This window comes from Neobacillus bataviensis (assembly GCF_019969725.1).
Genome location: NZ_JAHXYW010000013.1, coordinates 149,201 through 156,096 on the forward strand (window position 1 = coordinate 149,201; position 6,896 = coordinate 156,096).

Genomic DNA, 6,896 nt, shown 5'->3' on the forward strand with positions numbered 1-6,896 from the left:
AATGGTAGTAGGAGATTTCCCAATTGAAACAGATACTATAGTCATTGGAGCAGGTCCTGGTGGATATGTTGCAGCAATTCGTGCTGCCCAGCTGGGACAAAAAGTAACGATAGTTGAAAAAGAATATGTCGGCGGTGTATGCCTGAATGTAGGTTGTATTCCTTCTAAAGCTTTAATAGCTGCAGGACATCGTTATGAAACAGCCAAACATTCAGAAGGCTTTGGTATTACTGCTGAAAATGTAAAAGTTGACTTTACAAAGGTTCAAGAATTTAAAGCTGGAATCGTAAATAAGTTAACTGGCGGTGTAGAAGGACTATTAAAAGGTAATAAAGTAGACATTGTACGTGGTGAAGCGTATTTTGTTGATGGTAATACATTAAGGGTAATTAATGATGATTCAGCTCAAACATATACCTTTAAGAATGCAATTATTGCAACTGGATCCCGTCCTATTGAGCTGCCAACATTTAAATATTCAAAACGTGTTCTTAATTCAACAGGTGCATTAAATTTAAATGAAATTCCTGAAAAAATCGTTGTCATTGGCGGCGGTGTCATTGGAATCGAACTCGGTGGAGCCTATGCAAACTTTGGCAGTCAAGTAACAATACTAGAAGGTGCTGAGGAAATTCTAGGACTTGGCACATTTGATAAGCAAATGGCAGCACTTGTTAAGCGCACAATGAAGAAAAAAGGCGCGGAATTCTATACAAAAGCGTTAGCAAAGGGTGTAGAAGAAACTGAAACTGGTGTGGTTGTCACTTTTGAAACAAAAGGCGAAGAAAAGAAAATTGAAGCTGATTACGTTTTTGTCATGGTTGGGCGTCGTCCTAACACGGATGAAATGGGACTTGAACAAGTTGGTGTAAAATTATCTGACCGCGGTCTTATTGAAATTGACAAGCAATGCCGGACAAATATTAGTAATATCTATGCGATTGGTGATGTTGTAGCTGGACCTCAACTAGCACATAAGGCATCCTATGAAGCAAAAATTGCGGCTGAAGCGATTGCCGGCCACCCTTCTGAAATTGATTATTTAGGAATTCCAGCCGTTGTTTTCTCTGAGCCAGAGTTGGCTTCTGTTGGATATACAGAATCACAGGCAAAAGAGGAAGGCATTGAAGTGATTTCTGCTAAATTCCCATTTGCAGCAAATGGCCGTGCCCTATCTCTTGACAGCGGTGATGGCTTCTTAAAATTAATTACCCGTAAAGAAGACGGTTTAGTAATTGGTGCACAAATTGCTGGTGCAAGTGCCTCAGATATGATTGCCGAGCTTGGTCTGGCAATTGAAGCAGGAATGACTGCTGAAGACCTTGCGATGACCATTCATGCGCATCCAACTCTTGGTGAAATAACAATGGAAGCAGCTGAGGTTGCACTAGGTAGCCCAATCCATATTATGAAGTAATAGTATAAATAAAGTCCTTTTCCTTGTCATAAAGGAAAGGACTTTATTTTTTTTTAGCGAATAAATATATAGATAAATGTATTTTGTGTGGTGATAAATATGAGGGTCTATATTGTCATGATGCTGCAATTTATCATTTGGAGTGGATATACCTTTATTGAATGGTTATCAAAACATGATCAATTAATTTATAAGGTTATTATGTTCTTTGTATTTTTTTATTTAGCCTATTTAATAGGCAATCAACTAACTGGATCAGCTCGGAAAACGCTTTTCATTACAACCTTAAGCTTAATTATTTATACCTCCATTCACTATACAATGGCCCTTTTTATCCATTAAAAAAAGCCCCCTTAAGGGTGCTTTCATTGTTTATTTCCTTGGATAGTAATACATGACTCTTTCATTAAAAAGATGCAGTTCACCTTGTAACTTCTTTGCGAGGAATTTACAAAATTCATTAGCCTTCCCTTTATCTCCGAAGGTGGATTGTTCAGGCAGGGTCACTTGTATGTAAGATTGTTCTCGTTCTTGACCATTTTCCTCTCGAATGGTTTCTTTGTCTATCCCCAATAAAATAGCTCGGTAACGGTCATGGTCAGAATATAAGTAAAACCAGGAGCCTTTTCCTTCATTGGTTTCTTTAATTTCATAAGGGAAAGCAGACTCTCCATACTGCCAGTTAAGTTGATCACCTGTTTTAGCTGTAATGTCTTTATAAAAATGAAATAATTCCTTTACCTCTTCAATAGATATAGTTTGTTTCGCAGATGAAGGCACAAGCTTAATAAATGCATTTTCAGCCATCATCATTCCCCCTCACTAGTCCGTTAATATATGCCCTTCTATTCTAGCACTGAACAAAAAGTGATGACAACACTTACAAATAAAATGTCAAGATTTCTTGTCATTTTTCTAAAAATAAATTATAATAATATTCTAAATATTTAAATAAAAAGGAGGAGTCAAATGGAGTTATTTGATAAGCTCTATGATGAGCACGAAAATGCAAAAGTGAGGTTTATCGGCTTTACAACTGAACATACCCGCTATGACTTTGGTATTATTTACACGAATATGTTTTTCGGAAAACCTCTTGTCATCTGCATGCAAACTGGCCGTTCAACTCTCCTCGACCCCAAAGATATTGAAGATATTGATTACCTTCAAACCGTATTCCGTATCCCTGACAAACAACAGGCTTCTGATTTGGCTGAATTCTTTAGAGAAGCAATACCGGCTGCACCCTTCGTCACTCAATATGAATAATGATTTAAAAAAAGGCCCAAAAGGGTCTTTTTTTATGCTTATTTTTTAAATGTGACATACAAATTAGGCTTGAAAAATTAAATGTGATATATTATTATTGTCTTAAGGGATATTTAAACGCTTTCAAAATATTGGTCATTCAATTAATGAAAAGGGGATTGGACAGATGGGTACTCTAGTATGCCAAACATGTAACTCTACAATTGATCATTTTGAAGATGAAAAAGTAACTGTGCTTTATTCTAAGTGCAATTGCTGCGAAGACCAGCATAGCCACGAAGAAGTATAAATAATTGTCTTTATAAAATTAAAACAGGATTCCGTCATTGGAATCCTGTCTTTTTATTTTATGGCTTTATATTCTTTAATAACGTGAATCATTTTCAGTTCATCATCTTCTGGTCCTTGAACAGGCAGGCCAACTTCTAGGTTTTTCGTGATATAATAAAGGTTTTCTTTTGTAATGATTTCACCAGGAATAAAAATTGGGATTCCAGGTGGGTAGACCATGACAAATTCCGCAATGATCCTTCCTTCAGATTCGGCAAATGGAATCACTTCCGTATCCGCATAAAAGGCATCTCTTGGTGTTAATGCAAGCACAGGGATCTCAGGAAGCAAGACTTCTAAGGGTTCTACTTTTTCTGCACGGTGTGCGCATTCCTCAGCTAAATCTTTTAAGGCAGTAACTAGAAGATCTGCCTCATACTCGGTATCCCCTAATGTAATGATGCAAAGGATATTGTATAGGTCTGATAATTCAACTTCAATGTTATGTTTTTCTCTAAGCCATTTTTCAACATCATAGCCGGTTAAACCTAAATCTTTAACAGAAATAATCAACTTAGTCGGATCAAAATCATAGGTGGCTTTTGAACCTAATATTTCTTCGCCGACGCAATATATATGGTCAATTTCGTTAATTCTTTTTCGGATTGACTGGGCTAGCCTAATCGTTCTATCAATTAATTCTTTTCCTTTCGTTGCTAACTGCTTTCTTGCTGCGTCAAGTGAAGCAAGCAACAGATAGGATGTTGAGGTTGTTGTCAGCATGCTTAAAATGGATTGAACATGTTTAACAGAAACAAGACCTTCTTTTACATTTAGGATGGAGCTTTGCGTCATTGAGCCGCCCAGCTTATGAACACTAGTGGCTGCCATATCCGCACCAGCCTGCATAGCAGAAAGCGGCAGATCATCATGGAAATGAATATGGACGCCATGTGCTTCATCAACAAGGACAGGAACATTATAAGAATGGGCTATCTCAACTATTTTCTTTAAATCAGCAGAGATGCCGAAGTAGGTCGGATTGATAACAAGAACCCCTTTTGCATCAGGGTGCTGCTCGAGAGCCTTTTCAACAGACTCAGTTGTTATTCCATGGGAGATACCTAGTTCTATATCGATTTCTGGATGAATAAATACAGGAATTGCTCCAGAAAAAACGATAGCCGACATGACGGATTTATGGACGTTTCTTGGTACGATGATTTTTTCTCCAGGACCACATACTGCCATAACCATTGTCATGATAGCTCCGCTCGTGCCTTGCACTGAGAAAAAAGTATGATCGGCACCAAAGGCTTTTGCGGCTAAATCTTGAGCCTCCTTAATCATCCCCTTTGGGGAATGCAAATCATCAAGCGGTCCAATATTAATTAAGTCAATAGACAGGGCATTGTCACCGATAAAATTTCGAAATTCCGGATCAATTCCAGCCCCTTTTTTATGGCCAGGAATATGGAATTGAATCGGATTTCTTTTTGCATGCTTTAATAACCCGCTGAATAACGGTGTTTGATTTTGCGACAATTTATAACCACACCTCTTTATCAAAAAAATACACATTTTTTCATTTAATAAACATAAAACAAAAGCATTATAGCACTAATCGTTTACATTGCATAGATTTATTGTTTAGTTTTCCTTTTTAAAAGGAAAATTACCCTTTTAGAACGAAATAAGAAAGCATGAAATTTTTTAGGAGGAATTTAAATTGAAGTGGCAAACAAGGGTAACTGATATTCTTAACATTCGCTATCCCATTATTCAAGGGGGACTTGCTTATTTAGCCTATTCCGAATTGGCAGCAGCAGTTTCTAATGCCGGGGGCCTTGGTCAAATAACCGCGATGTCTTTAGCTAATCCAGAGCAGCTGAGAGAAGAAATAAGGAAGGTAAAACAATTAACTAATCATCCTTTTGGTGTTAATTTTGCCATTGGTCAGCACGGCAGGCCATTCTCTGACATGCTGCAGGTAGCCATTGATGAAGAAGTACCGGTTGTTTCGATGACAGGCGGCAATCCAGCCCCTATTTTTGAACAATTAAAAGGAACATCAATAAAAACACTCGTACTCGTGGCCGCAAGAAGACAGGCAGTTAAAGCAGAAGAACTAGGAGCCGATGCAGTCATGGTAGTGGGTCAGGAGGGCGGAGGGCATCTTGGCCGTGACGATATCGGTACAATGGTGCTAATTCCACAAGTTGTTGATAGTGTTTCAATCCCGGTTATTGCTTCAGGGGGAATAGGTGATGGCAGAGGGTTGATGGCAGCACTAAGTTTAGGTGCTGAAGGAATTGAAATGGGAACAAGGTTTATTGCCACAAAAGAATGTGTTCATGCAAATGAGGTATATAAACAAGCACTAGTAGCAGGAACAGAAACCGATACGGTGGTTATTAAACGTTCTTTAGGCGCACCTGCCCGGGCGATAGCAAACAGCTGGACTGAAAAAATCATTGAAATTGAAAAAAATAAGGGTGACTATGATCAGTTAAAAGATTTTATTAGTGGTTTGGCTAATAAACGGTACATATACGAGGGTACTGTTGATGAAGGCTTCGCATGGGCTGGACAGGTAATGGGCCTTATTAAAGATGTACCAACAGTAGCAGAACTATTCGAGAGAATGATTAACGATGCGAAACAAATTCGTGCCAAATGGGGAAAATAAGGTATGATACTCTTGAATGATTAGTAAGAGGTGAAGAAATGGAGTACCAATACCCGATTGATTATAACTGGACAACTGATGAAATCGTTGATGTCATTAACTTTTTTGAAGCAATTGAGAGGGCTTATGAAAAAGGAATTGAACGCGATGAGGTAATGAGGATTTACCGCCGTTTTAAAGAAATTGTCCCAAGTAAAGCGCAGGAGAAAACGCTTTGTGGAGAATTTGAGGAAATAAGCGGCTATTCTTCATACCGTACTATAAAAAAGGCAAAAGACGCTTCATCTGGAGAACGCATATTAATGAGGTAAAAAGAAAAAGCTCCCGAATTTTGAACTGACCCAATAAAGTTAGACAAAAAGTTTAGGCTGCTTTCAAGACCTGAGTCCGGTATTCGACTGGACTTAGGTCTTTTAATTTTGCCTTCATTCGTTTGTGATTGTAATAATAAATATATTCTTCTAATTCTCGTTCGAAATGCTCCATACTCTCAAATTCTTGTAAGTAGAGTAGTTCAGACTTTAATAAGCCAAAGAAATTTTCTATGACTGCGTTGTCTAAACAATTACCCTTACGGGACATACTCTGTCGTATACCATGTTCTTTTAATTTATTTTGATATTTACTCATCTGATAATGCCAGCCTTGATCTGAATGGAGGATAACTTCATCATCAGGTTTTATTCTTTTTATTGCTTCATTAAGCATATCTCCAACAAGAGAATAAACAGGACGGTTCATAACTTTGTAAGCAATTATTTCTCCATTACATAAATCTAAAACAGGCGATAAATATCGTTTTTCCCCAAATAAATGAAATTCTGTAACATCAGTTACCCATTTCTCATTCATGTTACCTGCGCTAAAATCGCGATTCAGTATATTGGGTGCTACTTTTCCAATTGTTCCACGGTATGAACGGTACTTTTTCAAACGGACCTCACATTTTAAGCCCATCTCATTCATTATTCGATTAATGGTCTTGGGATCATGGTAAATATTCTTTTTCTCCAATTCTTTTGTGATACGACGGTAACCATAACGTCCTTTATGCTCATGATAAATAGCTACAATCGCTTCTTTTACCTTTGCATATTTATCTTCATTATTTAATCGTTTTTCCCAGTAATAGTACGTACTACGTGGAATGTCTGCGACTTTAACTATTTCCACTACATCAAATTCATGCTTTAGTTCAAAAATTACTTGCGCTTTGATTTTGTTTGTAATTTTTCCTGTTCTCGAACTAAA

Annotated in this window: 9 protein-coding genes; 6 read left to right on the plus strand and 3 right to left on the minus strand. The window is 37.6% G+C overall.

Annotated features, from left to right (window positions below):
• Position 1 precedes the first annotated feature (1 nt).
• Positions 2-1,417, plus strand: a complete 1,416-nt coding sequence (gene lpdA / locus LC455_RS25465) for a dihydrolipoyl dehydrogenase (protein ID WP_223595196.1) — start codon at positions 2-4, stop codon at positions 1,415-1,417.
• Between the two features lie 99 nt (positions 1,418-1,516).
• A complete protein-coding gene (locus LC455_RS25470) occupies positions 1,517-1,759 on the plus strand; it encodes a hypothetical protein (protein WP_223595197.1) in 243 nt (80 codons plus the stop codon).
• A 30-nt stretch (positions 1,760-1,789) separates the two neighbouring features.
• Here LC455_RS25470 and LC455_RS25475 read toward each other — a convergent pair whose 3' ends face one another.
• Positions 1,790-2,224, minus strand: a complete 435-nt coding sequence (locus tag LC455_RS25475; RefSeq protein ID WP_223595199.1) for a DUF1885 family protein — start codon at positions 2,222-2,224, stop codon at positions 1,790-1,792.
• 162 nt (positions 2,225-2,386) lie between these two features.
• Between LC455_RS25475 and LC455_RS25480 the strand changes: the two genes are divergently transcribed.
• Entirely contained in the window at positions 2,387-2,686 is a 300-nt protein-coding gene (locus tag LC455_RS25480; protein ID WP_223595200.1) for a DUF3055 domain-containing protein, read from the plus strand.
• Positions 2,687-2,852: 166 nt separating this feature from the next.
• Entirely contained in the window at positions 2,853-2,975 is a 123-nt protein-coding gene (locus tag LC455_RS25485; RefSeq protein ID WP_223595202.1) for a GapA-binding peptide SR1P, read from the plus strand.
• 53 nt (positions 2,976-3,028) lie between these two features.
• Here LC455_RS25485 and LC455_RS25490 read toward each other — a convergent pair whose 3' ends face one another.
• Positions 3,029-4,501 (minus strand): aminotransferase class I/II-fold pyridoxal phosphate-dependent enzyme, encoded by a 1,473-nt coding sequence (locus LC455_RS25490; protein WP_223595204.1) that lies wholly within the window; start codon positions 4,499-4,501, stop codon positions 3,029-3,031.
• Positions 4,502-4,685: 184 nt separating this feature from the next.
• On the opposite strand from LC455_RS25490, the gene LC455_RS25495 reads away from it, so the two are divergent.
• Both LC455_RS25495 and LC455_RS25500 read left to right on the plus strand, forming a co-directional pair.
• Positions 4,686-5,645, plus strand: coding sequence for an NAD(P)H-dependent flavin oxidoreductase (locus LC455_RS25495; protein ID WP_223595205.1), 960 nt, complete (start codon positions 4,686-4,688; stop codon positions 5,643-5,645).
• Positions 5,646-5,683: 38 nt separating this feature from the next.
• Positions 5,684-5,956, plus strand: a complete 273-nt coding sequence (locus LC455_RS25500; RefSeq protein WP_223595207.1) for a UPF0223 family protein — start codon at positions 5,684-5,686, stop codon at positions 5,954-5,956.
• A gap of 52 nt (positions 5,957-6,008) precedes the next feature.
• Here the strand turns inward: LC455_RS25500 and LC455_RS25505 are convergent.
• Positions 6,009-6,896, minus strand: an 888-nt coding sequence (locus LC455_RS25505) for an IS3 family transposase (protein ID WP_223595209.1), incomplete at its 5' end; no start/stop codon positions are given.